Origin of the sequence: Carnobacterium jeotgali MS3 (genome assembly GCF_000745125.1) — a bacterium.
In the GTDB taxonomy this organism is placed as follows: Bacteria; Bacillota; Bacilli; order Lactobacillales; family Carnobacteriaceae; genus Carnobacterium_B; species Carnobacterium_B jeotgali.
In genome coordinates this window covers 395,233-421,287 of the sequence record NZ_JQNF01000005.1, presented here as the reverse complement: position 1 = coordinate 421,287, position 26,055 = coordinate 395,233, and the positions used below count along the sequence as shown (strand labels likewise).

Below are 26,055 nucleotides of genomic sequence, written 5' to 3'. Positions count from 1 at the left end.
TGAATAAACAAGCCGTAGTGAAATGATACAGAAATAGACATACTCAACAATTACTTAAAAAACAAATCAAACGGGAAAAGAACTTCCCGTTTATTTGTTTTAACTTTTGAATCGCTTATTTCTGTACTTTTCTTAGACAGCTGATAAAAAAGCCATCTGTTCCAAAATCATGCGGATAAAGTTGAAGAGATCCATTTTTTATACATCTAGTTAGCGAGTCTTCAACTTTGACAGAAACTTGTTCAAAGTCAGTGTGTAACGATAAAAACTTGTCAACTGTATCTTTATTTTCCTCATTTGCTATTGTACACGTACTGTAAACTAAAAGTCCACCTACTTTTAGTTTTGGAGCGACTTGTTCTAAAATACCCAACTGAACTTTTTGCAAATTTAATAAGTCTTTTTCTTTTTTAGTATACTTAATATCTGGTTTACGTCTCATTAATCCTAGACCAGAACAAGGCGCATCAACTAATATGCGATCAAACTGTTCATCAGAAAACTCTTGGTCTACATTTCTAGCATCCAGTTTCATTGCTGTAACAACATCTTCAACATGCATTCTTTTGGCGTTTTCAGTAATCAAAGCTACTTTATGCTCATGCAGATCAAGTGCCGTTACTTTTCCGCCTTCTTCAGCAGATAAATATGAAGCAATATGAGTTGTTTTTCCACCTGGCGCAGCACAAGCATCTAAAACTTGATGATGTGGTTCTAGTTGTAAAGCAGGCGCAACTAGTTGAGAAGATTCATCTTGAATCGTTAATTGACCTGATTGAAATAAAGGAGAGGAAGCAAAATGTCCACCATCACTGACGATACCAACTGGTGAAATAGCACTTTTACGAACGTCAAATCCTTCTTCTTCCATAGCTTCTAAAGCTTCTTCCACTGTCAAAAACTTCTCATTTACTCGAGCGCTTGAATGGCTCGGACGAAGCAGAGATTCACCCATTTTTTTAGTTTCTTCTAAGCCAATGTCCTCAGTGAATTTTTCGACTAGCCATTTTGGCATGCTCAATTCAATGCTTAAACGTTCCATAGGATCCTTAATTGTTTCAATGCTAGAGAAACCTTTACGATCAGCGTTTCTTAAAACGCCGTTAATAAATTTACTGATTCCGATATGCCCTTTTTTCTTAGCTACTTCAACTGCTTCAAATAAAATCGCATGTACCGGTATTTTATCTAAATAAATCATTTGATAAATTGACAATCTTAATAGATTGCGAACCCAGATATCAATTTTTTTATCTTCAGCTAGAAATGAAGATAAATAAAAATCTAAAGTTAATTTCCGTTGCAAAACGCCATATACCAATTCGGTTAATAAGCGAGCATCAGCTGCACTCAACTTATTTTTTTGAATCGCCTCGTTAATAAGCAAATTAGAATATGAACCCGTTTTATCAGTCCGTTCTAAAATTGACATAGCTAAATAACGACTTGTTTTTTTGACATTTCTTTTTTGTGGCTCTTGATTAGTTTCCATATACCCCTACCATTTCTCCAACTTTTAGTTGGTTTCCTACTCCACTTAAGAAAGCCATAACAGTCATTTTACTTTTCCCAGCTGGTTGGACTTCGTTGATTTTTAAAACGGTTTGATTTCCACATGCCAAATAGATTGCCTCTTTTTCGATTCGTATAATCGTTCCAGGAGCAGCCGTTGTTACTTCTTCAGTAGGCGTTACATCCCATAATTTTAGTCTATTTCCTTCTAACTCCGTATACGCTACCGGCCAAGGACGCATGCCGCGAACTTGAAAATCTACTTCAGTTGCTGTTTTATTCCAATCTATCATCTCTTCTTCACGCTTAATATTGGGTGAAAAAGTAACTTTTGCTTCATCTTGTTTTACCGGTGTAATGTCTCCTGCTAATAATTTAGGCAAAGTATCCATTAATAATTCTTTACCTAACAGACTTAATCGATCAAATAATGTCCCAACATCATCATCTCTGGTAATTTCTAATGATTTTTGTGAAAGAATATCTCCTGCATCCATTTTTTTCTCCATATACATAATAGAAACGCCGGTCTCTTTTTCTCCTTGCATAAGAGCATAGTGAACAGGAGCTCCACCGCGATATTTAGGCAGTAATGAAGCATGCACATTAATCGCTCCGTATTTAGGAACTGATAATAATTTTTGCGGTAAAAATTGCCCAAATGCTGCAGTAACGATTAAATCTGGCTCTAGTGCAATTAGTGCATCCATTTCGGGTGAACCTGAAATTTTTTCTGGTTGAAAAATAGGCAATCCATGCTTAACTGCTGCAGCTTTGACTGGTGAAGCAGTTAATACTTTTTTTCTACCCACAGGTCTATCCGGTTGGGATACAACAGCAATCACTTCATATTCTGAATCAATTAATGCTTCAAGTATTGGGACTGAAAAAGCAGGAGTCCCCATAAATATGATTTTTATCATTCTAAATTCGCCTCCATATAACTTTCTAAATCTTCTGGGTTAATCTTTTGAATGATTTTATCAGTAAATAACTTTCCATCCAAGTGCTCCAACTCATGCTGAAAAGCACGTGAGAGGTAGTCATCTGCTTCGACTTCAAACTCATCCCCATTGCGATCGTAGTACCTTAAAACAATTGTATCTGCTCTTTTTATCGTCCCAAATACTTCTGGAAAACTTAAACAGCCTTCAACGTCAATTGTTTCCCCAGTAGCATGTACGATTCGCGGATTAATCATCTCATACAAGCCTGATTCTTCATCAATTTCTACGATAGCTAGTCTAAGATTGCTATTTACTTGTGGAGCAGCAATCCCAATTCCATCATTTGCAACCATTGTTTCATACATATCTTCCAATAGTTGAACAATTTCATCTGTAATTTCTGTTACTTCTTTTGTAGGTGTAATCAGCATTGGATCAGGGTATTTTAGAATCGGTAAAACGGACATAATTAGCCTTCTTTCTTTTCGTTTCTTTAGCTGAATCGAGTGTATCTGTTAGATAAAATTCATTGGTTCAGAGTCAATAGCAATCTGTAACCCTTTAGCCATTTCTCGTTGTGATTCCATTAAAATACTTTGCAGAATCGCTTTTAAATGCGGTTCACTCTTATATTTAATAATTGTTTGATAATAATACCGGTTATTCATGCGGGCAACAGCTTTTGGTGTTGGACCCAACAAGATGGTTTCTGGTTGTAATTGCGGTTTAATAAATTGAACGATTTGTTGCATTTTCTTCGCTGCTTCAAGTTCTTTCTCATGACTGGTCGTAATCAAAATCGTATAGAAATAAGGCGGATAGTTTCCACGGTGCCTTAATGACATCTCTTTTTTATAAAATGTATCGTAGTCGTGATCTTTTGCTAACTGAATTGCATAGTGTTCAGGATTAAAGGTTTGGACGATTACTTCACCGGTTAGCTCAGCTCTTCCAGCACGTCCACTCACTTGTGTTAATAACTGAAACGTTCGCTCACTGGCTCTAAAGTCTGGGAGACCTAAACCTGTGTCTGCATTTAAAACGCCAACAAGTGTGATATTAGGAAAGTCTAACCCTTTTGCAATCATTTGTGTGCCTAGTAAAATGTCTGCCTCACCTTTACCAAAAGAAGCTAATAATTTCTCATGTGCTCCTTTTTTCCGTGTTGTGTCGACATCCATACGGATTACTTTTGCTTCAGGCAAAACGTCTTTTAGTTCTTCTTCAATTTTTTGTGTTCCCGTACCATAATACCGAATCTTGTTGCTTTTACAACTTGGACAAGTATGCGGAATCTTTTCCTCATGACCACAATAATGGCATTTCATTGTCTTTGTATCCATATGCAACGTCAACGAAATATCACAATTTGGACAAGGTAAAACAAATCCACAATCCCGACACATGACAAAAGAAGAATAACCGCGTCGATTCAATAGCAAAACAATCTGCTCTTTTTTTGCTATTCGATCTCGAATTTTTTCTTGTAAAAGCATGGAAAAACTGCTGCGATTTGCTTGTTTAGCTTCCTCTCTCATGTCTACAATTTCAACATCAGGCAATTCTTTTTTATTCACTCGAGTTGGCAATTCCAATAATGTATAAACTTTTTTTTGAGCTCTAGCCCTTGATTCTAATGAAGGCGTCGCACTCCCTAAAATAACCGGACAATTGTGGTAATTTGCTCTCCAAACTGCTACATCTCTAGCATGATATCTGGGGTTCTCATCTTGCTTATAAGTCGCTTCATGCTCTTCATCGATAATGATGACTCCGATGTTTTTAACCGGGGCAAAAATAGAGGAACGAGCTCCTACGACTACACGTGCTTCGCCTCGTTCAATCTTACGCCATTCGTCATATTTTTCGCCAACAGATAAACCACTGTGTAGCACCGCTACTTCTTCTCCAAATCGGCCTTTAAAATGATTGACCATTTGAGGCGTTAAAGCTATTTCAGGCACAAGCATCAATGCACTCTTATTATTTTGAAGTGTTTGGGCAATAGTTTGTAAATAAATTTCGGTTTTGCCGCTACCCGTTACCCCTTTTAACAAAAATACTTCTGGTCGTTCCTCAGAAACAGCTTTTAATATAGGCTGAATTGCTTTTTCTTGTCCTTCATTCAGTTGGAAAGATACCGTCTGTTTAAACGAATGATCTTTAAAAGGGTCACGGTAAACTTCGACTTCTTTAATTGTCAACCAGCCTTTTTTCTCCCCTGCTCGAATATCCGTTGTAGTAAGAGTTGTTGCAGTAGTAATATCACTCACATTGATTGTTTGATCATTTAGCGACTGTAGAACATCTAAAAGCAATCGTTTTTTTGGACCACGTTTGCCTAAAGCAATTTTCTCATCCTCTAATTGTTCAAAAGACAAACTAGCTTGAATCGTTCGTTTCTTCTTTGTCTTTGCTTGGTTTTTGACTTCATAGATTACTTCAACAGCTTCTTTTTTCTTCAACTCAATCAGCTGTGGTAAAATGGCTCTTTCTTCTGCTTCATCCCAACTGATTTCATTTTTCCCTTTAAACAACTCAAAAAATAACTCTTCTGGAATTTCGTCAATCAATCGGATTCTTTTTTCATATTTCGCTTTCAATATTGCTGGCAACATTGTTTGGTAACACGTTATCTGAAAAGCATAGGTTTTGCTAGCCATCGCTTTTCCTAACAGCAGCATTTCTTCGTCAAGAACCGCTGTTAGATCCATCAACCCAACAATTGGTTTTAACTCGCCTTCATAATCTGTTGAGTGAGTAATTTCTACAACAAAACCTTGGACTTGTCTCGTCCCCTTACCAAAGGGAACAGCAACACGCATTCCTCGAACAATGTCTTGTTCGAATTCTTCTGGAATACGGTAGTCATAAGGTTTGTTCGTCTGCATTGTTGGAACATCCACAATTACTTTAGCAATTGAAACCACTCATTCTCACACCTTTATTTTTTCATTTTAGTAAGAGCAACAGCTAAAATTTCCTCAGCTATCATCTGTTTACTTTTCACTGTTAATTCGATAGGTTTTTCATCTACCATAAAAATAGTGACTTCATTTGTATCTTTGTTGAATCCTGCATGTGCTTTAGATACGTCATTTGCCACAATCATATCGGCATTTTTCTTAATCAATTTTCCTCTAGCGTATTCCTCAACATTCGTTGTTTCTGCAGCAAATCCTATTAAAAATTGTTCTTTCTTTTGGCTACCAAGTGTAGCTAGTATATCCGTATTTTTTATTAAAGCAAGTGTCATTTCTTGCTCATTTTTCTTGATTTTATTCGTTTCGACTTTTTTTGGACGATAGTCAGATACTGCAGCTGCCATAATAATAATGGAGGCTTTATCAAATTCTTTATTAATAGCCTGGTGCATTTGTTCTGCCGTTTCAACTTGGATTAACGTTACGCCATATGGTTTTTGTAATACTTTAGACGTCGAAATCAAACAAACATCAGCTCCTAGATTACGTGCAGCAATTGCTAAACTATAACCCATTTTCCCTGATGAATCATTTGTAATGAAGCGAACAGGATCAATTCGTTCTTTTGTTCCTCCAGCAGTTATAACGACTTTTTTATTTTTTAATGGCAAATCCATTTCTTTATTTAATAAAAATGCTTGAACCGTTTCAATAATTTTTTCTGGTTCAGGAAAACGGCCTTTGCCTTCATAACCTTCAGCTAAGAAACCTGTATCAGTTTCCATAATAAAATGCCCGTCAGCTTCTAGTAGTTGCATATTTCTAACTGTTGCCGCATTTTCAAGCATATGTTGATTCATAGCGGGAACAATAAAAATAGGTGCTGTCGTAGCCAATAATGCTGTAGTCACGAAATTATCCGCAATACCTTGTGCAATTTTAGCAATTGTATTGGCCGTTGCTGGCGCTACAATTGCTAAATCAGACCAATCAGCTAAGTGGATATGACTGACTTTATCTCCCTCACGTTCATCAAAAGTATCTGTATACACATGGTGCTTACTTAATATTTGAAAGGTCAACGGTGTAACAAATTCAGTTGCAGACATTGTCATTGCTACTTTCACAGTAGCTCCTGCTTTTATTAAGCGTCTTACCAAATCAGAGACTTTATAAACTGCAATCCCTCCGGTAACATACACTGCTACTTTCTTTCCTTTTAACAACTGATAACCCCCCTGATAGAGCCTTGAAATTAGTGATGCTTCTCTTCTTTATTTTACTAGAAATAGAACCATTTGTCTTAACTATCCTATAATTCTTAGCATTAACCCATTCTGATTGCATTTATTTTCAAGACAAAAGTGCTTCAAAGTAAGAAAAACATTACTTTGAAGCACTTTAAGTTAGATATCTTATTCTTCTGGTCCAACAGTTATTGGATCAATAACTAAATCACCATTATTAATTTCTTCTAAAGCACGTCCAACATTTTTGTGTGAACGGTATTTTTCTAACATTGGCATTGAACCTTCATCAAGTTCATGTGCTCGTTTGCTTGCTAATGTAACCAATGAATACTTAGATTCAATTTTTTCTAATAAGCTATCAATAGATGGTTCTAACATCATGATTTTTACAACTCCTCGATCATTTTTTTATAACGCTGTATGACGCGTGAAACTTTTAAGTGTTCACTTTCAATGATTTGCTTGATTTTTCTTACAGCATTTTCAACTTTATCATTTTCAACCGCATAATCATAATAACGCATTAAATCAATTTCTTCAATTGCTTTTGTCATACGTTGTTCAATTATAGCCATTTCGTCTGTCCCACGACCAACGATGCGCGATTTTAATTCTTTTAAATCTGGTGGTGTTAAAAAGATAAATATTCCTTCAGGCATTTTTTCACGAACTTGAAGGGCTCCTTGAACTTCTATTTCTAAAAACACGTCTTTACCGCTTTGTAACGTTTTTTCAACGTATTCAAGTGGAGTCCCGTAGTAGTTTCCTACATATTCAGCATATTCCAACAATCCTCCACTTTCAATTAAAGCTTCAAATTCTTTTTTTGTTCTGAAAAAGTAATCTACTTCATCTATTTCCCCTACTCTTTGCTTGCGAGTTGTCATTGAAATTGAATAATCAAAATCGTTGTCGTCGCTTTCAAATATTGCCTGTCTTACTGTCCCTTTTCCTACGCCAGATGGTCCAGAAAGAACAATTAAAAGTCCACGTTCAGTCATGTCAAAATCCTTCCTATCCTTAAAATGTTCGAAATATTTCTTACCCATTATCCAGATTCAACAAATTCCATTTTGTTTAAGTATTTAAAAATTGTTTAAGAACATCCATTTCCTCATTTGTGAACGTGATACCTTTTCCCATTTTTTCATGGTCAGGACTCCATTCACGAATGTCAAACTTAGGAGGATTTTCATTCCAACGCACTAAATTTAATTCTTTGCGCCATCCTTTAGTGTTTTCAGAAAGAACTGCTAATTCTTCCAAAATCTCAAATGAAATTTTTTGATTCATTATAAACACCTCAACAATCTATATCTACTTCTCATTTTTATCTGTTAAAGATAACTTATTCTCCAGTTTAGCATAAAATCCCATTTTCTTATAGCTTTTTATTTTTTTAGGTACTAATTCTATTTTTTAATTCCCCATTTACTAAGCCATACCAATCACGTTTCCCCAAAAAAATAAACATCAATTCAAGGATAAAACCCCTGATTTGATGTTTATTTTCACTTTTTTAACCCATGTCTTTAACTTTCATCAATCGAGTAATCGCAGCTCGTTCACTTTCATCTAATTTCATTTGAATGAAATAGATGGTTTCTTCATAACGAGGAATCGTCATGTATTCTAGAGCATTTACTCGACGACGAGTTTTTTCAATCTCATCAGCCATTAATTGACATGTCTTTTCTATTTCAGACAATTCCAATAGTTGTTTGAGCACATCTGCCATTTGCTCAATAGATGTATCTAATTCACTATTAGAATTAAGGTAACCATAGACCAATTCTTCAGAGTCTTCATTATCATCGTACTTGAAATTCATTACAGGCACTTTTACACTCATAATATTTTTTTCATACAAATCAAGACTAACACTCCGAGGTGGGATAGCTACTAACTCTTCAATAAATTTTTCGTTCAAGAGTGCTTTAGCCATTACAAAAGATTGCATCGCTTTGGTCAACTTCGTTTCAACTTCTGCACGTAACTCATTATTTCTTCGAATCAATAAAATAAATTGTCTCATTAATTCATCTTGTTTATCTTTTAATAATTTGTGTCCGCGATTTGCTGTACTTAGTTTTGCTTTTAATGTCGCTAATTCCATTCTTGTGGGATTTACATTTAACTTTACCATTTAGACTTACTCCCCTTTCGGCAGGTATTCGTCTAACATATCGTCTTTAATACGTTTCAATTCAGTCCGTGGCAGAATAGATAACAATTCCCATCCTAAGTCCAATGTTTCCTCAATTGTACGATTTGTGTAATTCCCTTGATTCACATACTCTTTTTCAAAACGATTCGCAAATTCTGCAAACATTTTATCTTCTGCTGATAATGCAGAATCTCCTAAAACAACCGCAAGCTCTTTCGCTTGTTTTCCTTGAGCGTAAGCAGCGAATAATTGGTTCATCGTTGCTGCATGGTCTTTTCTAGTCTTACCTTCACCTGTTCCTTTATCTTTCAAACGAGAAAGAGAAGGCAGTACATCAATTGGTGGTTGAACACCACTATTGTATAGTTCACGAGACAAAATCAATTGTCCTTCAGTGATGTATCCTGTTAAATCTGGAATCGGATGAGTTTTATCATCTTCCGGCATTGTTAAAATAGGAATTTGAGTTACTGATCCTTTTCCTCCTACAAGGCGACCCGCACGTTCATATAAGGTAGCCAAGTTAGTATAAAGATATCCAGGGTAACCACGACGACCAGGAACTTCACGACGTGCTGCTGAAATTTCACGTAAAGCTTCACAGTAGTTTGTCATATCAGTCATAATAACTAGTACATGCATATCTTTTTCATAAGCTAAATATTCTGCTGCAGTCAATGCCATTTTAGGCGTTGCAATACGTTCAATAGCAGGATCATCCGCTAAATTGATAAACATAACTGAACGATCGATTGCGCCAGTTTTACGGAAGTCTTCCATAAAGAATTCAGCTTCTTCAAAAGTAATCCCAATAGCTGCAAAAACAACGGCAAATTTTTCATCCGAATTTTTTACAGTCGCTTGACGAGCAATTTGAGCGGCTAGTTCTTTGTGTGGCAGACCAGATCCTGAAAATACAGGCAATTTTTGTCCACGAACTAATGTATTTAAATGGTCAATAGAAGAAATACCTGTTTGAATAAATTCATCTGGGTAGTCACGAGCCATAGGATTGATTGCTTCACCATTGATATCTAATGTTTTCTCAGGAATTAATTCTGGGCCATTATCATTTACGCGTCCCATTCCATCGAATACACGTCCAACCATGTCTTCAGAAACATCTAAAGATAACGGTCTTCCTAAAAAGCGGACTTTGGTATCTTTCAAGTTAATTCCACTTGATCCTTCAAAGATCTGAACCATAGCTTTATCGCCATCAATTTCAAGAACTTGTCCACGTCTTTTTTCGCCGTTTTGCATTTGTATTTCAACTAATTCATCAAATTTGACACCTTCTACGCCTTCAACAGCCATTAAAGGTCCTACAACTTCATTTATTGTGCGATATTCTTTGAGCATCTATTCCATACCTCCTTTTGAAACAACTTCATGTATAGCCTCTTTAATGTCTTTTCTTAACACTTCAAATTTACTGATTTGTTCTTCAGGGAAGTATTTTGATTTAGCGATTTGTTCACGAACAGCTGATGTACCTTTCATAATTTCAGCAAAGTAAGCACCAAGTTCCATACCTGCTCTTGCTTCATCTTCAAAGTTCAAAATAGTCGCTAACATTTCGTATTGTTTTTCTCTTGAAGTATACGTATCAACATCATCAAAAGCATTTTGTTGCAAGAAGTCTTCACGAATCATTTTAGCTGTTTCTAATTTCAAACGGTCTTTTTCAGATAAAGAATCCACTCCGACTAGACGTACAATTTCATCTAATTCAGACTCATCTTGTAAAAGTGCTTTTGTTCTTGTAACCATAGCAGACCAATCTTTATCAAGAGCTTTTCCTATATAAGCATTTAATTCATTTGAGTAAAGAGAATAAGAAGTCAACCAATCAATTGAAGGGAAATGACGTCTTTGAGCCAATAAATTATCTAAGCTCCAAAAAACTTTTACAACACGTAATGTATTTTGAGTTACCGGTTCAGATGTATCTCCTCCTGGAGGGGATACAGCACCAATAGCTGTTATACTGCCTTCTCTGCCTTCAGAACCTAATGTGATTACTTTACCCGCACGTTCGTAGTATTCTGCAATACGGCTACCTAAATAAGCGGGATATCCTTCGTCTCCTGGCATCTCTTCTAAACGTCCAGACATTTCGCGTAATGCTTCTGCCCAACGAGAAGTAGAATCCGCCATGATAGCTACACTGTAACCCATGTCACGGAAGTATTCTGCAATAGTGATTCCGGTGTATATTGAAGCTTCACGAGCCGCAACTGGCATATTAGAAGTATTGGCAATCAAAATTGTTCTTTCCATGATTGATTCTCCTGTATTAGGGTCAATCAATTCTGGAAACTCATTGATTACGTCTGTCATTTCGTTTCCACGTTCACCACAACCAACATAAACAACTAAATCAACATCCGCCCATTTTGCAATTTGATGCTGAACAACCGTTTTACCCGCTCCAAATGGACCTGGTACAGCTGCTGATCCGCCTTTAGCTACTGGGAATAACGTGTCAATAACACGTTGCCCAGTTACCATTGGTTCAACTGGATTTAATTTTTTAGCCGTTGGACGACCATGACGAACAGGCCATTTTTGCATCATCGTAAACTCTTTTACACCATCTGTAGTTTCAATACTATAAATTGTTTCATTAATATCAAATTGACCTTGTTCAATAGTTTTTATTGTTCCTTCAATACCATGTGGAACCATGATTTTATGAGAAATTACTTTAGTTTCGGGAACTGAACCTACGATATCTCCTGTAGATACTTTTTGGCCAACTGTAACAGTTGGTGTGAATTCCCATTTTTTTGTTCGGTCTAAAGCTTCAATACTGACTCCGCGAACTAAAAAATTACTATCCGTTTTTTCCATAAATTTATCGAGAGGTCGTTGAATTCCATCAAACATTTGTGCAATCATCCCAGGAGCCAATTCAACAGATAGCGCATCTCCTGTCGTTTCAACTGGTTCTCCAGGTCCAATCATAGATGTTTCTTCATAAACTTGAATTGAGGCTACATTGCCACGCATTTCAATAATTTCGCCAATTAGACCTAATTTACCGACTTTACAAATATCTTGGATATTTGCTTCTTCCATTCCTTCAGCTGTAACTAAAGGACCGGAAACACTAACAATTCTTCCTATTTTCAAACTCGTAACCCCCTATAAAATATTTTGACCGACAGCTTTTTCAACATTTTCTTGAATTCGCTTTTTACCAATATCTAATGATCCTAAATGATTCGGAATCAATATAATAGCAGGCGAAATCTCTTCATCGTATCGTTTTATGGTATCAGGAATCAACTTACCTAATGGTTCAGTTAAGTAAATAATGCCATAATTTTCTGTTGCTAATCGATCAATCGTTGTTCTAGCTTCTTTTGCTTCGGATGCGAAAAAAACATCAAAGCCTAGCATTTTAAATGGTAAGATAGAATCTTTATCTCCTACTACACCAATCTTATGAGCCATAATTCATTCGCATCCTTTCTCTAATAGCTTCAACGGGAAGATCATTTTCTTTACCAACTAAAATTAGTCTCAAATTCTTCACTTCATTCTCTTTAGCATAGAGATAAGCAATCACTGGTAAGGGACCAAAAACTTCAAGTTTAGCATCTTTTATGCGATTAATAAAAGCATTATCTGTCTCTAAATCTATTTTTTCTGGCGATAACTCTTTTGTTTCATCATTAATTGAAGCTAAAATAATGTTTTTATATTTAGTTTCTGCCAGTTTTTTACCTGCATTGACTAAATTATCTGCTCCAATTTGAACAAGTTGCTCTTTAGGTATCGTCCCAGAGCTAGATAGAATAGTTGTTAAGAAATTGCGCGTTCTTTTTTGGCGAATTGCTCTTGTTAAAGTAGACAGATTATTCAAATCAATATAAAAAGTCACTAGATCTAAAATTTTAGTATCAGCCAGACTTTCTGCTAGATGTCTTAAATGAGTAAAATAGCGGCGATCTAGGATAATATCAACGGCTTGGCTATTTTTGTATTCCTCATAAGAATCGGCTGCCTCACGAATACTGATTAAATAATCGTTATCTAAATCGCTTGAGCTCTTTGTTTCAACTGCTTGTCTTAATACTGAAGTAGGTACACTCCCTATATCTATAAGCAATGCATCTAAATCTTTTTTAGTAAGCTTTTCTTTTAACAAAACTTTTAAATTATGATAAGAGTAACGCAATGAAAATAACTCAATTAACTTAGGATTAGGAGAAATCTTAAATAAATCAGTATAGACAGACTGCAATTCATTCATCAACAGCGTATCGTAATTCTTAGTCTCCTTCAATTCTTCAACATCATTTCGATAAGGAGTATCTTTTAACACATTCACTGCTTCTTCAAAATTACTTGCTTGTAACATCCGTTCATATTGATCATTTCTAAGGAGACTACTTTCATATACGCGAACGCGTGTATTTGCGCCAACAAAGTCTGTTGATTTCATTATTTCCTCTCCTTTTTAATCAAATAATTGTTTTGAAACTGATGAAACAAGTTGTCCTTTAATATCTTTAACTAATTCATCAAAAAGATAGTTGTACTCTATTCCAGTCTTTTTAAGGATGAATCCATTTTTTCTAGAAATTGTTTCAGCAGATAATTGAATATCGACCACTTCTTTAGCTACTTTATTAATCCAGTCGTCTGATACTTTATCGATAGAATATTGGCCTAGTATCAATTCAATAGATTCACTATCTTTATGCTGTTTTAGAACAGACAATAAAAACTGTTGGAACTCCGTATCAGTCCATTGATTCATTTGTTCTTCAGCTTTATTAAAAACAAGCTTTAACATTTTTTGCTTTTCAGAAAGCAATTCATTTCGCTTATTGATTTGCAACGTATGCTTGTCTTGTTCAAACTTCCTTGCCAACCGTGAATCAATTAAACTGATTTGTTTCGCTTTTTCTTCAGCTAGACTCCGAGCTGACTCTTCAAGCAACTGAGCTTTTTCAGCTTCGGCTTCTTTGATTTTTACTTGTACTTCAGCTTTTTTATTTTCAATCAAACGTTCTGTCAATAGTTTTAAATCTGACATTTCCACGCCTCCATTCTTTCTATTTTCACTATAAATGGAATCATTATGATTAAGCGTTAAATATCATTAAGAATGAAATAACAAAACCTAAAATAGCGTACGTTTCTACCATGGCTGCATACACAATCCCTTTAGTTGCATGTTCTGGTCTTTTAGCTAAGATTTGGATACCTGCAGCTGCAACACGTCCTTGTGCCACACCAGAAGTTAAACCAGTAAATGCAATAGGTAAAGAAGCCATAAACATGTACATACCTTCAGCTAAACTTGTATCTGCTCCAGTATTTAAGAAAATTAAAAATGCAATAACAAAACCGTATAAGCCTTGAGTTCCTGGTAATAACATTAAAATTAAGGATTGTCCAAATTTTTCAGGTTGTTCTGTCGTCAATGCTGCTGCTGCTTCCCCTGCAATTCCGACACCTTTAGCAGAACCAGTTCCAGCAAAGAATGTAGCAAAAGCTATACCTAAAGCTGCAAATACTAATCCACCATTTTCAATTAAATAACTTGTAAAAGTTTCCATTATAAAATTCCTCCATTTAAATTCGTTTTTTTATTTGTTGGTTCTATTTTTTAAATAAATATGTTTTTCGAAGGTTTTAAAAGGATCTAATGATCGTCCTCCACCTTCATAAAATTTACCGAAAAACTCAACATACTGAAGTCTTATTGTATGAATATAAGCACTTAAGTAGGTTAAGAAAATGTTTAATGAGTGTAAGACGATAAACAATAATGCACCTATCGTAAATTTCATTACTGGTGGGAAAATGTCTACAATAGAATTAAAAGCTACCGCAATACTTCCACCTGAAACGCCTAATGCCATTAAACGAGTATAGCTGACTAAATCTCCAACATAATTGGTTGCTCCATAAATATTATAAAGCCCTAGTCCAAAACCCATTGCTTTATTGTCAGATGCCAACATAGTTACCAATACAATTCCAATAACATTGGCAATGATTACAACTAAAGAAATCATTTGTACAAGGTCATTATTCCAAATGACCATATTGATTACTAAAAGACCAATACCTAATAAGATAAGAGCCCATGCTGTTCCATCAATATAACTAGATGATCTTTGTTGTTTACGCCATTTTAGTCCACCATTTAAAAGCAATCCATATACTAACTGGATAAAACCAAATACTACAGATAAAATCAAAATGGTTATGACATCATTCGTAATCGACAATAGTTGGAATGGCAGGTCATATCCAAAGAAACTTCCATAAATAACTCCCCAAGCAATTACTGAATAAGACAAATAGTGAAAGAGTTGGACAAAGTTCTTCATACCCTTATCAAACTTGAACACTTTAGATCCAATTAGAGTTGCCAACCAAAGTAATACTCCATACCCTAAATCTGCACTCATCATTCCAAAAAAGACAAAGTAAAATGGCATCATAAATGGAGTAGGATCGACATCATCATATTTAGGCATACTATACATTTCTGTAATACTTTCAAACGGTTTAACTAATTTACTATTTTTCAATACTACAGGTACTTTAGCATAGTTCTTAAATTTTATTTCATCCGCAAGAACGACATAACCATCTTTTCCAACATGTTCATCTAAAAGGCTGTTTAATTCCGGAATTCGTTCCTCTTCTAGCCAACCATTCAAAATAAATAAATCACTACCATTTAGTAATAAAGTTTTCCCTATTTCTCTTTCAACTAAATTGTAGTAATATTCTTCACCAAGTTGGAGATCTATGACTTTTTCTTTAAATGTTTTTATTGTGTCTTTTAATTTAGCTTCTTCTTTACGTAAATCACTAACTTCTTTAAGAACTACTTTCAATTCATCTAGAGGAGTCTGTTTATAAGGATAAAACAATTTAGATAATTGGAAACGTTCAAAAACTTCTTCCATTAAAGAGTTTAATTTTTTTGGTACTAATACTAGATAGGAAGCTTCGTCTTTATAATGAAATATTTTTTCTAAATAACTATTTTCTATTGCTTCAACTTCTTTTTCAAAGTTCTCTACGTTACCAGAAGATATACTTCCAACCGTTCCAGACATTAATTGAAAGGTTTTTAAATCATTAGGATTAAAAGTCATATTTTGCCATTTCCGAAGAAATTCTTCTTTTTCTCCAAGATTTTTTTTCTTCTGATCTAATTCAACCAGTCTTTTTTCTATTTTTCCTAACTCAATGATAGTATGATTAAGATCTGAATGACAGACATGACTTTCAAGTTCTTCGAGAGTGTACTCTTCACGACCTTTTTTCAACTTAGCAATCATACCTGGTTGAGAAATATGTTGATTTAAGAAATTTAGAGTTGCCTGAATTTCTTTTAACTTTTCTTCATACTCAACACGTTTTTGAGGCGCTGTATCGGTTGAATAGTAATCAAGAAATTCAGATTCTTCTAATGTAGATAATTCAACCATTTCAAGCTTTTGTAATTCTTGTACAGCTTTTAATAAAGAATCCTTATTTTCTTGCTCCGCTAAAAGTGTCATTTGTTTCATCTTAGCTATTGCCATAGTGAGTGCTTACCTCCTTTACAATATGATCAACAATACTGTTTTGTCTATTCTCAACAGATCGAAGTATTGCTTCGACCTCAAGAGACTGTTCTTGATCAACAGCTTGTTTTTCTATTGCTAAACGATCACGAAACAGTCCTTGTTGATCTGCTTCATACGCGTCTAATTCCTGTTGCATATTTTGACTACTTTTTTTAATTTCTTCATTAATGGATTGACTAATTTCTTGAATCTTTTTTTCTCCATTAACTTCTATTTTCTGGGCTCTTTCTTCCGCTTCTTTAACGTATTCAATTGCTTCTATACTCATTCATACACCTCCTTAAAATGCAAAAAAAGGCATCACTAAGAACTATTCTTCTCACCCCTTGAAGAATTTATCCTTGAAAGCAAATGCCCAACCATTGTTTTTTATTCAACTAAGCATAACTTAACATAGCACTCTCTACTTGTCAAATTATAAACACCTTGACATCAACGTATAAAGCGTTTTTTCACCAACTATCTTTATACGTTTAATCTTATTTTTAGATAAAAAAGGTCCATAAATACTTAGATAAATAAAAAAAGCAAATAATCTACTTTCATTAGTATATCGACATTTTTTCTTGTTTATTAAGACATTATTAAATTTTAAATACTCCTTATTTTCTTACTTCACCAAAAGAAAATAAGGCAATAGATCCGAATCCAGTATGTGATGCAATAGTTGGACCATACGGATATACTTGTATATCTTTCACTTTGATTTTCGAGTTAATTTCTTCCTTGATCCATTCAGCTTCTTCTGGAACTCCTACATGACCAATAAAAATGGTTTGATTTTCAGGATTGATTATTCCCTCAACTGTTTTATTAATTAAATAAAGCAACGATTTTTTTCTACCTCTTACTTTAGCAAAAGGTACTAAGCCTCCCTTTTCATTCATAACTATAATTGGCTTAACATTTAAAACACTTCCTAGTGTAGCTGAAACGGAATTTACTCTTCCAGTTCGTTCAAGGTGTTTGATATCGTCAACGGTTACCCAAGAATGAAGTTTCATTTTGTATTCTTCTAGCCAATTAACGACTTCAGCTAAAGATTGACCTTCTTTTTTTCTATTTACAGCTTCATAGACTAATAACCCTTCACCTAAACAAGCTGCTTTAGTATCGATTATCGTTATATCTACGTTCTCATATTCTTCTTCCAACATTTTGACAGCTGTTAAAGCATTATTGTATGAACCACTTAATGCAGAAGATAATCCTAAAAATATAACTGGTTGCCCTATTTCGACATACTTCTTAAAGGTTTCCATAAATGTTCCAATATTAACTTGGGAGCTAGTAGCCATTGAGCCATTTTTTAATTGTTCGAAAAATGCATCTCTATCGAATGTTTTTCCCATATCGTCTACTAAATCTTTCCCATCAATATTAATGATTAAACTGATAATTTCAATATCATTTTCTTTTATAAAATCTAATGGCAAATCACAACATGAATCTGCGATAATCTTATAATCCATTGCTAAAACCCCTTTTTTTCATAAATCTATAGATTCTTCCTTTTCATTATGCCATTTTTTCACTGAAATAGAAACTTTTAAAAAATAATTAAACAACTTGCTTTGTTGAACGTTTGTTCGTATAATATAAATATCAAACAAACGTTCGGAGGAATAAAGATGAAAAAAAATACTTTAGAAGAACCAGTTCATCCATTTACCTATCTTCAAAAAAAGTTTTTCTTATTTAATACAGCTAATGAACTAGCGCTTTTACCACAAATGCCCGAAGAGCAACTTACTTATTTCTTAAATCAAGCCTTTACTAAAAAAAGAAAAATCATTTTACAATTAAATCAATTAGCCCATCATTCTGATTTCACTGAGGTTACAGGTTATATCCGATCTACATCTTCTAAAAGACCTCAAATTATTTTAGAAAACCCACTAAATCATATGACGTATCTGGTTCTTCCTAGTGATATAAGACATATCCGATTACCTTGATTTTTTTACCTTTTCATATCTAAGTCATTTGGTGAAAAAAAACTCTCCTTTGCAATGAAAGGAGAGTTTTCAAGTATTTTATTTTTGCCACACAATAGCCTAGGTATTGAATAGCATTAAGACAATATTTTTTTGTTTTTTGTTGGATCCAATTTTTTCTCAATCCATCCTAAAAAGAGATCACTAATCACTGCCATTAGTGCCGTTGGGATAGCACCTGCAAGAATGATAGCTCCACCATCGGTCACATTGACTCCTCTAGTAATGATATCACCTAAACCACCAGCTCCAATAAAGGTTCCAATCGCTGTTACCCCAATACCCACTACCATAGCATTACGAATTCCGGCCATAATAATAGATAAAGCTAGTGGAAGTTCGACTATATAAGTTAATTGCCATCTTGTCATACCCATTCCTTTACCAGAATCCAAGATATTTTTATCTACGCTTTGAACTCCTGCGTAGGTATTTTTTATGATTGGCAATAATGAGTATAAAAATACTGTTGTCACAACGGTATTCACACCTAACCCTAAACCTAACATTAAAATAGATAACATGGCCAATGAAGGAATCGTTTGGATGACATTAGCCGCACCAATGACCCAGTCTGCTAGTTTACCATGACGAGAAATCCAAAAACCAAGTGGGATTCCAATAATTCCAGCAAAAAGTACACCATAAATTGATATCAAGAAGTGACGAATAAATTGGCTCCAGATGTATAACCCATTTTCAGAAAAATAAAAAATTAACTGTTCCCACATATTCATTTGTGTCATATCCATTATTGGGTGCCTCCTTCTTCATTTACATCAACAGATTCAAAATAGTTGTTTTCTTTCAAGAAATCATCGGCTACAACTTTTGGCTCAATTAAATTGTTATCTGAAATAAAGTTTAATTCTTGCATTTTTTCATCTGTTATTGAATTTTGTAATTTCAATAATATTTCATTTAACTCAGGATAAGCTTCTAAAACTTCAAAAGTCGCAACTGGGCTGGCATCATAAGGAGGGAATAATTGCTTATCATCTTCCAAAACTACTAAGTCATAACTTTTAATACGTCCATCCGTTGAATAACCTAAAACGACATCCATTTCATTTGCTTGTAATGCATTATAGACCAAACCGATTTGCATAGGATACACACGGTTGAAATCAAATTGATACGTTTCTAAAAACGCATCATAACCGTCTCCCTCGCGTTCCATCCAAGAGGTATCTACTCCTGCATTTAGTTCTCCAGCAATCTCTTCTAAATCACTTATAGTGACTAAATCATACTCATCTGCAAGTTCTTTTGTCACCATAAAAGCATACGTATTTGCAAAACCATATGTTGGGAACCATTTTTGGTCAAATTTATCAGCAAATCCATCAATAACTAAGTCTAATGCTTTCTCAGGATCAGTAATAGGCGCTTGACCTAATTCACCTGTTAAAGAAGTTCCCGTATATTTTATAGCAGCTACATTTGCATCTCCGCCAATTAAAGCTTGATGATTTAGAGAGGATGAACCTAAATTGTTGACGATTTGAGCATCAATATCAATGTAATGTTCAACCATTCCTTCAACAATATACCCTACAATTTGTTGTTCGGTAGTAGAACCACCAGTAATCGTAATACCTTCTTCGTTAAATCCGCCACCTAAACCAGGTAAAGAACAACTGCTTAATAGTAGTACTGCCACAAAAAGGGCAGCAATTTTTTGAATTTTATTCATAGTTGAAGCCCTCCTATTCATTTTCTTGCACGGTTCTAGGTGTTACTTTTTTTTCTAGTTTTCCTAGTCCAAAATCTGCCAATAATGCAAGAAGAGTCACAGGAATGGTTCCACCAATAATCAAACTAGGTATAAAAAGATTCAAACCATTGAAGATAAAATCACCTAACCCACCAGCACCAATATAAGACGCTAAAGCAGCCCATGAGATAACATAAACGCCGGATAACCGGATCCCTGCCATAATAACGGGTGCTGCTTGAGGCAATTCAACATTACGAATCATTTGAAAGTTTGTCATACCCATTCCTTTACCCGCGTCTCGTAAATTAACATCTACTCCATTCATCCCTATATAAGTATTTCTCAGTATAGGCAATAATGAATAAATAAATAATGCAACGATTGCAGGAACTTTACCAACCCCAAAAAGAGGAATCATTAAAGCCAACAGTGCTAGTGAAGGAACCGTTTGTAAAATCGTGGCTAAACCAATAATGAATTTAGCACTTTTTTCAAACCTTGTTAATAAAACTCCTAAAGGGACCGCTACTATTACACCTAACGCCAATGCAAATGCAGAAATATAAAGATGTTCCCATGTTTTCAGGAGTAAATCAGAGCCATTTGTTGCAAAAAAATCAGCCATTATTTTTCCCTCCTCTATTCTTTGCTTTCTTCAGGAATGGTCGTTTCAAAAACACTAGCTTTTGCCAGTTCTTCTTCTTCCTCACCCCAGATTGTATCGTAAACAACATCTACTAATGATGTACGAGTAACCAAACCAATTAAGCGACCTTTATTATCCACAACTGGAATGTTCTTAAAACCACGTTTTAGAATTCTTTGAACTGTGTCTCTCAAAAGAGTTCCTTCTCGAACAAAGTAAACTTTATCTATCATAATATCGCCTACGCTTGTAGCACGTTTACGGTTACGGTCAATTCTTTCAATATCAACATATCCTTTTAAAACACCAGCGTCATCCGTTACAAATAGCGAATCCACTCGCTTATCTCTCATGATACGGATAGCTTCTGAAAGAGATTTTCCAGGAGTCACTGAAATCGGATTTTTTATCATCACTTGATCAACCGTTTGGATATTTGGTCTCGCTTGAATTAAGCGGTCTTCTCCAATAAAATCTTCAACGAATTGATTGGCTGGTTCAGCCAAAATATTATCTGGAGTATCAAATTGTACGACTTCTCCATTTTGCATAATAACGATACGATCAGCTAATTTTAAAGCTTCATCCATATCATGTGTTACAAAAATAAAGGTTTTCCCCATTTCTTCTTGCAACTCTTTTACTAGTTCTTGTAGAGCATCTCTAGTGATTGGATCTAGTGCTCCAAATGGTTCATCCATCAAAATAATATCTTGATTAGCCGCTAAAGCACGAATGACACCAATTCTTTGTTGTTGTCCGCCAGAAAGTTCAGCTGGATAACGCGTCAAAAAATCTTTTGGCAAATCTACTTTTGCAAGCAAACGTTCCGCAGATTCACGCTGTTTGTCTTCTGGCCACTTTAGCAGCTTAGGAACCATGACGATATTGTCATAGATTGTCATGTGAGGCATCAATCCAATTTGTTGAATAACATAGCCTATTTCTCTTCTTAATTGAACAGGGTCTCTTTTCATGATGTCTTCCCCGTTAATCAAAATCTGACCTGATGTTGGTTCAATCATTCGGTTAATCATACGCATTGAAGTTGTTTTCCCACTTCCACTTGTTCCAATAAATACAATGAACTCTCCATCATTAAATGTGAGATTAACATTGTTAACGGCTTTTTTACCACCTTTATATACTTTGGAAACATTTTTAAATTCTATCAAACCATTCACCTCATTATATAGTTTCTTTTTTGACCATAAGTAATTTTATTATCTCAAACATCCGACAGCTATTCAAACATGACGATTTTTAGATTAAGATCTCCTCATAAAAAAAGAGAGACTACAGCAACTTATAGCTGCTCTAGTCTCTCTTAAATCAGATTTTTTAATAAAAATGCCACTTTATGCTTTGTTCATTTTTATTAGATTTCTACAATATAGGGGAAAATAATCGTGAAAATGTTTGTTTGAATTTTAACCATTTAGACTGATTATCTAATATTTCTTGCGTTAATTGATAACTTTTCTCCATATCTTCATAGAAAAATTGTTGTTGTTGTTGCGCGATTTTGTGATCATAAATAAATGTATTTACTTCAAAATTCAGTTTAAAACTTCTAATATCAAAATTAGCGGTACCTATTGAACATATGGTTCCATCAACAACAACTGTTTTAGCATGTAAAAACCCATTATCGTAAATATAAACTTCTGCTCCAACAGCTACCATAGCTGCTGCGTAGTACATAGTTGCACGGTAGATAAAAGGATGATCGGGTTTATTCGGTATCATGATTTTAACATCTATACCTGACATTACAGCAATCTGGATTGATTCCAAAACAGAATCATCTGGAACAAAATAAGGTGTTTGAATAAAAACAGATTCTTTTGCCATACTAATCATCTTGATATACCCTTTTTTTATTTGTTCAAGGTCTGAGTCAGGTCCACTTGATACAATTTGAATATTAGAATGGCCTGCTTTATCAATCAATGGGAAATAATTTTCTTCATATTCTAATTTGTGTTTAGGTACTGCTGCATTCCAATCCATCAAAAAGCGACTTTGCAAAGCAAGGACTGCATTTCCTTGAATTTTTAAATGGGTATCTCTCCAATAGCCAAATTTTTTGTATTCTCCTAAGTATTCGTCTCCTACATTAAACCCACCAGTATAGCCAATTTTCCCGTCAATAATTACAATTTTACGGTGATTACGATAGTTAAAACGTAAATTAATAATAGGAAATTTCGATCCAAAGAAAGGTTCTGCTTTCCCACCTAATTTTTCTAACTTTTTGAAGAAACTAGGTTTTAATGACCTGGAACCTAGCGCATCATATATCACTAAGACATCAACCCCAGCAGCTGCCCGTTCTTCTAATGCGTTAAGCACTCGTTTTCCTATTTTATCATTATGGATAATATAATAAATCATATGGATATGGTGTTCCGCTTTAGAAATATCTTCTATTAAAGAATCGAATTTTTTTTCACCATCCGTAAATAACTCAACCTTATTGCCTTTTGTTAAAATAGATTCATCACTTTCTAAAAATAAACTAGCCATTTCTTTTGCATTTTCTGTAGCTTGTTTATCTGATAATAACCCTTCATCATCAGCCAACATTTCTTTTTGAGCTTGAACGAGCTCTGGCATTCCGATATTTTCTTGGGACTTAATATCGAATATTTTTTCACGATTCATTTTTTTCCCAATAAACAAATAAAAAATAAAGCCTATACCTGGTAAAAGAATTAATACGAGCAACCATGCCCAAGTAGCTGCAATATCGCGTTTTTCACGAAATACGGTAATAATGGAAAGAATGGTATTCAAAAAATAAGCTCCCAAAAGTATGTAAATAAGTATATTCATCGATTTATTCCTCTCCAACTTTGTTATGGTCTAATCTTACTATGCTATTTTTTTTTTAGCTACTAGAAACTAACCGTTTATTAGAAATAATTTGTCAAAAAAAGAGATTAGACAAACATCTAATCTCTTTTCGTTTATTTTAGTCGGTTCTGTGTTAGCCTTTTTTGGTAATTATTACTCATAAACAAAAGCTATAACTACTTCTAATACTATTTTTTATAATTTGTCGTAAACAATGTCGGAGTCGTTTTGGCTATGACACCTAGCACTATACTTGTAACGATTCCCGTTGCTAATGCACTTCCACCATTCGCAATAAAAGAATACCATACCGGGTTCATACCTTCTGGTGCGTAGCTCCCCCAAAAGTAGTAACCTGCAATAAAATGCCAGAAAAACCGAGCAATTGTCCCAACTATTGTTCCTATTATGATGTATTGATACTGCTTCACTCTATTGTTTTCTTTAAAAGCTGCCTGCAAGGGTTTCATAACAACGCCCGCAAAACCAACAAATGCAAATGCCACAAAATATTCTATAAAACCTTGCAAGGGGTGTAAGATGCTCGCAATTCCCAGTAAAAAATGCAATACTCCCCATAAAAAACCCGCTGCTGTCGCTGCTACAATGCCCTGTCTAAAAGCAAAAAGCATTAGCGGAATCATACCTAAAGAGATGGTAAAACCTGTTCCAATATTGGTTGGAATCAAAGACAATACAATAGCTAAAGCGGCAAAAAGTGTCCCTTCTAGCCAAACGCGTAAGCGATTATTATTCAAAAAAAGCTCCTCCTTCAATGTGTTGAACAGTGCCACACATCAAAGGAGGAGCTCGAATTATCATGTTAAAGAATAATAGTTCGTCCCCGTCACAATCCCTACGCTCGTACTAACGAACAGGTTCCAAGGGTTAGAATCAATGGATTCAATCTCAGCTTTTAACAGCACCCCTTTGTGATGGTTGTTCATTCAATTTTTTCTTACATGTCTTATAATACGGTGATTACAAAACATTGTCAATCTTCTTACTCTTTTCATTGTTTATTTAGCTAGTTAAAGATTTAGAATAGATAAATTTATATCCGTCTAATTCTTTCACTTTATTTGTGGTATCTTTAAAGCCTGATTTTAAATACATCATTTGACCACTAATATTATCATAATCAATCAATAAAATAATCTCATTAATAGAAGGAAAATGTTCTTTTATAAATTCAGGCAATTTTTCCATTGCTAGTTTCCCATAGCCTTGTTGCTGATAACGCTTATCAACTGAATGGGCTTTCAATAATATTGCTTGAGGATTTGACGTATATCGTAGAATAGATTCTCCAGTTTGAAGGATAAAAAAACCAACCATTTTATCTTCGTATAACATTAAAATTGGGTGTTTTTCATATTCATGCAAACTTTCAGTCATCCCGTCCATGGGCGCAACTGTATATGAATTTTCTTCTATGCCATAATTCTCTATTCTATAAATATCGCCTACAGTTGCTTCAACCAATATCAGTTCTTCTGCTCCATCCATAAATTTACCTCCTATAACGCATGATTTCAAATCAGATTAATCTTTTCATCCAACTCTTATCTTTCCCCATCCCATTCAGCGTAAAATTCAGTTAAGTAATTTTCCATATAAGCGTGTCTTTTTTCCGCTAATTGTTTTCCAATAGTTGTATTCATACCCTCTTTTAATTTTAACAATTTTTCATAGAAATGCATAATCGCAGTATCTTCCCCTGAACGATATTCTTCTATTGTAAGATTTTCCCGCGCTACTTTAGCTGGATCATGGATCAGACGATTTTTTGAACCCGAGTAAGCCATTGTTCGTGCAATTCCAATCGCACCAATTGCATCTAAGCGATCTGCATCCTGAACAATTTTGCCTTCTATAGAAGACAATACTACTTTATTGGTTCCACCTTTGTAAGACATATGAAGAATAATTTTCAAAATCTCTTCCTTTTCTTTTCCAGTCAATGAATAGCGTGAAAGCCAATTTCTAACTTTTTTTTCGCCTTCAGCTTCTGTTTTATTTAGTTTGCCATCCGCTACGTCATGCAACAAAGCCGCCATTTCACAAACAAAAAGATCAATCGTTCCTTGCTCCTTTTCTGCGATATTTTTGGCTAAGTTTCTAACACGCTGGATATGCCACCAATCGTGACCACTAGGATCATCTTTTAATAATTGATAAACATATTCTTCTGTCTCTTTTATGATTATTTTCTGCATTTTTGTTAGCATCGAACATTCACCTCTTTTTACCCATTAGACTACTTAAATAAGTCTAACAATCAGACTAAAAAACCACAAGTTTTATGTCTAAATTATGCCTGTTTTTTTTTGGAGAATTTCACTATAAAAGAAGAAAAACAACCTCAAAAAAAAGTTTTTTCTTTTTTTTCGTCCCTCCTCTAAGGTCTGTTATTA

The 26,055-nt window shown here is 34.6% G+C and carries 27 protein-coding genes, 1 riboswitch and 1 other annotated feature; of the genes, 1 reads left to right on the top strand and 26 read right to left on the bottom strand.

Annotation, left to right across the window (positions count from 1 at the left end; genetic code table 11):
* Positions 1–115: 115 nt before the first annotated feature.
* The 18 genes from rsmB to BP18_RS04415 all read right to left on the bottom strand — a co-directional run bounded on the left by rsmB (position 116) and on the right by BP18_RS04415 (position 17,888).
* The gene (gene rsmB, locus BP18_RS04500) at positions 116–1,492 is read right to left on the bottom strand and encodes a 16S rRNA (cytosine(967)-C(5))-methyltransferase RsmB (RefSeq protein ID WP_007723764.1); all 1,377 of its coding nucleotides are present in this window, start codon (positions 1,490–1,492) and stop codon (positions 116–118) included.
* Positions 1,482–2,435, bottom strand: a complete 954-nt coding sequence (gene fmt / locus BP18_RS04495) for a methionyl-tRNA formyltransferase (protein ID WP_007723766.1) — start codon at positions 2,433–2,435, stop codon at positions 1,482–1,484. Before fmt ends, rsmB begins: the two co-directional genes overlap by 11 nt.
* Positions 2,432–2,926, bottom strand: a complete 495-nt coding sequence (def, locus tag BP18_RS04490; protein WP_007723768.1) for a peptide deformylase — start codon at positions 2,924–2,926, stop codon at positions 2,432–2,434. The genes fmt and def overlap by 4 nt, the downstream gene beginning before the upstream one ends.
* A gap of 48 nt (positions 2,927–2,974) precedes the next feature.
* Complete coding sequence (gene priA / locus BP18_RS04485; protein WP_007723770.1) at positions 2,975–5,389, bottom strand: primosomal protein N'; 2,415 nt, start codon at positions 5,387–5,389, stop codon at positions 2,975–2,977.
* 14 nt (positions 5,390–5,403) lie between these two features.
* Positions 5,404–6,609 carry a bifunctional phosphopantothenoylcysteine decarboxylase/phosphopantothenate--cysteine ligase CoaBC gene (gene coaBC, locus BP18_RS04480; protein WP_007723771.1) on the bottom strand — a complete coding sequence of 402 codons (1,206 nt, stop codon included), beginning with the start codon at positions 6,607–6,609 and terminating at the stop codon, positions 5,404–5,406.
* Between the two features lie 189 nt (positions 6,610–6,798).
* A complete protein-coding gene (rpoZ, locus tag BP18_RS04475; protein ID WP_007723774.1) occupies positions 6,799–7,014 on the bottom strand; it encodes a DNA-directed RNA polymerase subunit omega in 216 nt (71 codons plus the stop codon).
* A 5-nt stretch (positions 7,015–7,019) separates the two neighbouring features.
* Complete coding sequence (gene gmk, locus BP18_RS04470) at positions 7,020–7,634, bottom strand: guanylate kinase (protein ID WP_007723777.1); 615 nt, start codon at positions 7,632–7,634, stop codon at positions 7,020–7,022.
* Between the two features lie 76 nt (positions 7,635–7,710).
* Positions 7,711–7,926: a YdbC family protein gene (locus tag BP18_RS04465; RefSeq protein ID WP_007723781.1), complete on the bottom strand. Its 216-nt coding sequence runs from the start codon at positions 7,924–7,926 to the stop codon at positions 7,711–7,713.
* A gap of 226 nt (positions 7,927–8,152) precedes the next feature.
* Entirely contained in the window at positions 8,153–8,779 is a 627-nt protein-coding gene (locus tag BP18_RS04460) for a V-type ATP synthase subunit D (protein WP_007723784.1), read from the bottom strand.
* Between the two features lie 6 nt (positions 8,780–8,785).
* Positions 8,786–10,162 carry a V-type ATP synthase subunit B gene (locus BP18_RS04455; RefSeq protein WP_007723787.1) on the bottom strand — a complete coding sequence of 459 codons (1,377 nt, stop codon included), beginning with the start codon at positions 10,160–10,162 and terminating at the stop codon, positions 8,786–8,788.
* Positions 10,163–11,938, bottom strand: a complete 1,776-nt coding sequence (locus tag BP18_RS04450; RefSeq protein WP_029277934.1) for a V-type ATP synthase subunit A — start codon at positions 11,936–11,938, stop codon at positions 10,163–10,165.
* A 12-nt stretch (positions 11,939–11,950) separates the two neighbouring features.
* A complete protein-coding gene (locus BP18_RS04445) occupies positions 11,951–12,262 on the bottom strand; it encodes a V-type ATP synthase subunit F (RefSeq protein WP_029277936.1) in 312 nt (103 codons plus the stop codon).
* Complete coding sequence (locus tag BP18_RS04440; RefSeq protein ID WP_029277938.1) at positions 12,252–13,256, bottom strand: V-type ATP synthase subunit C; 1,005 nt, start codon at positions 13,254–13,256, stop codon at positions 12,252–12,254. Before BP18_RS04440 ends, BP18_RS04445 begins: the two co-directional genes overlap by 11 nt.
* A gap of 15 nt (positions 13,257–13,271) precedes the next feature.
* Positions 13,272–13,853, bottom strand: a complete 582-nt coding sequence (locus BP18_RS04435; RefSeq protein WP_029277940.1) for a V-type ATP synthase subunit E — start codon at positions 13,851–13,853, stop codon at positions 13,272–13,274.
* Positions 13,854–13,902: 49 nt separating this feature from the next.
* Entirely contained in the window at positions 13,903–14,379 is a 477-nt protein-coding gene (locus tag BP18_RS04430; protein ID WP_007723800.1) for a V-type ATP synthase subunit K, read from the bottom strand.
* A gap of 30 nt (positions 14,380–14,409) precedes the next feature.
* Positions 14,410–16,371 carry a V-type ATP synthase subunit I gene (locus tag BP18_RS04425; protein WP_007723803.1) on the bottom strand — a complete coding sequence of 654 codons (1,962 nt, stop codon included), beginning with the start codon at positions 16,369–16,371 and terminating at the stop codon, positions 14,410–14,412.
* Positions 16,358–16,684, bottom strand: coding sequence for a hypothetical protein (locus tag BP18_RS04420; protein ID WP_029277941.1), 327 nt, complete (start codon positions 16,682–16,684; stop codon positions 16,358–16,360). The genes BP18_RS04425 and BP18_RS04420 overlap by 14 nt, the downstream gene beginning before the upstream one ends.
* 45 nt (positions 16,685–16,729) lie before the next feature.
* Positions 16,730–16,777: a sequence feature (sodium ion sensor (DUF1646 type); this cis-regulatory element may regulate processes involved in with the transportation of sodium ions), on the bottom strand.
* Between the two features lie 241 nt (positions 16,778–17,018).
* Positions 17,019–17,888, bottom strand: coding sequence for a DegV family protein (locus tag BP18_RS04415; RefSeq protein ID WP_029277942.1), 870 nt, complete (start codon positions 17,886–17,888; stop codon positions 17,019–17,021).
* Between the two features lie 159 nt (positions 17,889–18,047).
* Between BP18_RS04415 and BP18_RS04410 the strand changes: the two genes are divergently transcribed.
* Positions 18,048–18,374: a hypothetical protein gene (locus tag BP18_RS04410; RefSeq protein ID WP_029277944.1), complete on the top strand. Its 327-nt coding sequence runs from the start codon at positions 18,048–18,050 to the stop codon at positions 18,372–18,374.
* Between the two features lie 116 nt (positions 18,375–18,490).
* On the opposite strand, the gene BP18_RS04405 is transcribed toward BP18_RS04410, so the two are convergent.
* The 8 genes from BP18_RS04405 to BP18_RS04370 all read right to left on the bottom strand — a co-directional run bounded on the left by BP18_RS04405 (position 18,491) and on the right by BP18_RS04370 (position 25,869).
* Positions 18,491–19,159, bottom strand: a complete 669-nt coding sequence (locus BP18_RS04405; protein ID WP_029277946.1) for an ABC transporter permease — start codon at positions 19,157–19,159, stop codon at positions 18,491–18,493.
* A 5-nt stretch (positions 19,160–19,164) separates the two neighbouring features.
* Positions 19,165–20,109 carry an osmoprotectant ABC transporter substrate-binding protein gene (locus BP18_RS04400; protein ID WP_029277948.1) on the bottom strand — a complete coding sequence of 315 codons (945 nt, stop codon included), beginning with the start codon at positions 20,107–20,109 and terminating at the stop codon, positions 19,165–19,167.
* Positions 20,110–20,122: 13 nt separating this feature from the next.
* Positions 20,123–20,758, bottom strand: a complete 636-nt coding sequence (locus tag BP18_RS04395) for an ABC transporter permease (RefSeq protein WP_029277950.1) — start codon at positions 20,756–20,758, stop codon at positions 20,123–20,125.
* Positions 20,759–20,772: 14 nt separating this feature from the next.
* On the bottom strand, positions 20,773–21,954 hold the full coding sequence (locus BP18_RS04390; RefSeq protein WP_029277952.1) for a betaine/proline/choline family ABC transporter ATP-binding protein: 1,182 nt from the start codon (positions 21,952–21,954) through the stop codon (positions 20,773–20,775).
* 211 nt (positions 21,955–22,165) lie between these two features.
* Positions 22,166–23,617, bottom strand: a complete 1,452-nt coding sequence (gene cls / locus BP18_RS04385) for a cardiolipin synthase (protein WP_029277954.1) — start codon at positions 23,615–23,617, stop codon at positions 22,166–22,168.
* Between the two features lie 209 nt (positions 23,618–23,826).
* On the bottom strand, positions 23,827–24,396 hold the full coding sequence (gene thiT / locus BP18_RS04380) for an energy-coupled thiamine transporter ThiT (RefSeq protein ID WP_029277956.1): 570 nt from the start codon (positions 24,394–24,396) through the stop codon (positions 23,827–23,829).
* 78 nt (positions 24,397–24,474) lie between these two features.
* Positions 24,475–24,578: riboswitch (TPP riboswitch) on the bottom strand.
* Positions 24,579–24,661: 83 nt separating this feature from the next.
* Positions 24,662–25,147, bottom strand: a complete 486-nt coding sequence (locus BP18_RS04375) for a GNAT family N-acetyltransferase (protein WP_007723830.1) — start codon at positions 25,145–25,147, stop codon at positions 24,662–24,664.
* 56 nt (positions 25,148–25,203) lie between these two features.
* Positions 25,204–25,869, bottom strand: coding sequence for an HD domain-containing protein (locus BP18_RS04370; protein WP_007723831.1), 666 nt, complete (start codon positions 25,867–25,869; stop codon positions 25,204–25,206).
* Positions 25,870–26,055 lie beyond the last annotated feature (186 nt).

What these genes read in the sequence shown, in the direction of transcription:
- rsmB (WP_007723764.1), bottom strand. Translation starts at nt 1,492, where the DNA reads ATGGAAACTAATCAAGAGCCACAAAAAAGAAATGTCAAAAAAACAAGT.
- fmt (WP_007723766.1), bottom strand. Translation starts at nt 2,435, where the DNA reads ATGATAAAAATCATATTTATGGGGACTCCTGCTTTTTCAGTCCCAATA.
- def (WP_007723768.1), bottom strand. Translation starts at nt 2,926, where the DNA reads ATGTCCGTTTTACCGATTCTAAAATACCCTGATCCAATGCTGATTACA.
- rpoZ (WP_007723774.1), bottom strand. Translation starts at nt 7,014, where the DNA reads ATGATGTTAGAACCATCTATTGATAGCTTATTAGAAAAAATTGAATCT.
- gmk (WP_007723777.1), bottom strand. Translation starts at nt 7,634, where the DNA reads ATGACTGAACGTGGACTTTTAATTGTTCTTTCTGGACCATCTGGCGTA.
- BP18_RS04465 (WP_007723781.1), bottom strand. Translation starts at nt 7,926, where the DNA reads ATGAATCAAAAAATTTCATTTGAGATTTTGGAAGAATTAGCAGTTCTT.
- BP18_RS04460 (WP_007723784.1), bottom strand. Translation starts at nt 8,779, where the DNA reads ATGGTAAAGTTAAATGTAAATCCCACAAGAATGGAATTAGCGACATTA.
- BP18_RS04455 (WP_007723787.1), bottom strand. Translation starts at nt 10,162, where the DNA reads ATGCTCAAAGAATATCGCACAATAAATGAAGTTGTAGGACCTTTAATG.
- BP18_RS04445 (WP_029277936.1), bottom strand. Translation starts at nt 12,262, where the DNA reads ATGGCTCATAAGATTGGTGTAGTAGGAGATAAAGATTCTATCTTACCA.
- BP18_RS04440 (WP_029277938.1), bottom strand. Translation starts at nt 13,256, where the DNA reads ATGAAATCAACAGACTTTGTTGGCGCAAATACACGCGTTCGCGTATAT.
- BP18_RS04435 (WP_029277940.1), bottom strand. Translation starts at nt 13,853, where the DNA reads ATGTCAGATTTAAAACTATTGACAGAACGTTTGATTGAAAATAAAAAA.
- BP18_RS04430 (WP_007723800.1), bottom strand. Translation starts at nt 14,379, where the DNA reads ATGGAAACTTTTACAAGTTATTTAATTGAAAATGGTGGATTAGTATTT.
- BP18_RS04425 (WP_007723803.1), bottom strand. Translation starts at nt 16,371, where the DNA reads ATGGCAATAGCTAAGATGAAACAAATGACACTTTTAGCGGAGCAAGAA.
- BP18_RS04420 (WP_029277941.1), bottom strand. Translation starts at nt 16,684, where the DNA reads ATGAGTATAGAAGCAATTGAATACGTTAAAGAAGCGGAAGAAAGAGCC.
- BP18_RS04415 (WP_029277942.1), bottom strand. Translation starts at nt 17,888, where the DNA reads ATGGATTATAAGATTATCGCAGATTCATGTTGTGATTTGCCATTAGAT.
- BP18_RS04410 (WP_029277944.1), top strand. Translation starts at nt 18,048, where the DNA reads ATGAAAAAAAATACTTTAGAAGAACCAGTTCATCCATTTACCTATCTT.
- BP18_RS04405 (WP_029277946.1), bottom strand. Translation starts at nt 19,159, where the DNA reads ATGACACAAATGAATATGTGGGAACAGTTAATTTTTTATTTTTCTGAA.
- BP18_RS04400 (WP_029277948.1), bottom strand. Translation starts at nt 20,109, where the DNA reads ATGAATAAAATTCAAAAAATTGCTGCCCTTTTTGTGGCAGTACTACTA.
- BP18_RS04395 (WP_029277950.1), bottom strand. Translation starts at nt 20,758, where the DNA reads ATGGCTGATTTTTTTGCAACAAATGGCTCTGATTTACTCCTGAAAACA.
- cls (WP_029277954.1), bottom strand. Translation starts at nt 23,617, where the DNA reads ATGAATATACTTATTTACATACTTTTGGGAGCTTATTTTTTGAATACC.
- BP18_RS04375 (WP_007723830.1), bottom strand. Translation starts at nt 25,147, where the DNA reads ATGGATGGAGCAGAAGAACTGATATTGGTTGAAGCAACTGTAGGCGAT.
- BP18_RS04370 (WP_007723831.1), bottom strand. Translation starts at nt 25,869, where the DNA reads ATGCTAACAAAAATGCAGAAAATAATCATAAAAGAGACAGAAGAATAT.